The 1099-nt window shown below is 70.0% G+C and carries 1 protein-coding gene; it reads right to left on the reverse strand.

Annotated elements, in window-relative coordinates:
• Positions 1–1099, reverse strand: a 1099-nt coding sequence (argH, locus tag DSP71_RS14770; RefSeq protein ID WP_113681464.1) for an argininosuccinate lyase, incomplete at both ends; no start/stop codon positions are given.

Consider the following 1099-nt stretch of genomic DNA (forward strand, 5'->3'; position numbering starts at 1 on the left):
AGATACCGAGGGCGTGGGCTGCCGCCTGTGCGCGCGCGACGAGTTCCGCGCGCTGCTCGGCGACCCGTTCCGGTGCGGTGCCGCCGATCCCGGTCCGCGACCCGACGGAGCCCTCGATCGTGAGGACCTCGCGCACCTCGGGCACGAGATGCGGCGACACCGAGAGCAGCAGCTCATCGGAAGCATCCTCCAGCCCGATCCCCCGCTCCTCGCACGCCCGCACGAGCGCACCGGAGATCTCGTGCGCATCCCGGAACGGCACGCGGCGCTTCACGAGCCACTCGGCGACATCGGTCGCAAGGGAGAACCCCTGAGGCGCGAGCGCCGCCATCCGTTCGGTGTCGAAACGCAGCGTCGCGATCATCCCGGCGAACGCGGGAAGCACCACCTCGAGGGTCTGCACCGAGTCGAAGACCGGCTCCTTGTCCTCCTGCAGGTCGCGGTTGTACGCGAGCGGGAGGCCCTTGAGGGTGGCGAGCAGGCCGGAGAGGTTTCCGATCAGACGCCCCGACTTGCCCCGAGCGAGCTCGGCGATGTCGGGGTTCTTCTTCTGCGGCATGATGCTCGAGCCCGTCGAGTAGCCGTCGTCGAGGGTGACGAAGCCGAACTCGCGGGTGTTCCAGAGGATGATCTCCTCGGACAGGCGCGAGATGTCGACGCCGGTCATCGCCGTGATGAAGGCGAACTCCGCCACGACATCTCGAGCCGCCGTGCCGTCGAGCGAGTTCTCCGCGGGGCGGTCGAGGCCCAGCTCGGTCGCCACGAGTGCCGGATCGAGCCCGAGGGTGGAACCGGCCAGCGCTCCGCCGCCGTACGGCGAGACACCGGCGCGACGACGCCAGTCCACGAGACGTTCGAGCTCACGCACCAGCGGCCACCCGTGCGCCTGCAGGTGGTGGGCGAGCAGCACCGGCTGTGCGTGCTGCAGATGCGTGCGGCCGGGAAGGATCGCCGTCGGATGAGCCTCGGCCTGAGCGACCAGGGCATCGATCACCCGGAGGATGTCGCGGGCGATCACTCGCGCATGGTCGATCAGGTACATGCGCACGAGCGTGGCGATCTGGTCGTTGCGGCTGCGACCGGCACGCAGCCGCCCGCC

Source organism: Microbacterium sp. H6 (assembly GCF_003314775.1).
Lineage (GTDB): Bacteria > Actinomycetota > Actinomycetes > Actinomycetales > Microbacteriaceae > Microbacterium > Microbacterium oxydans.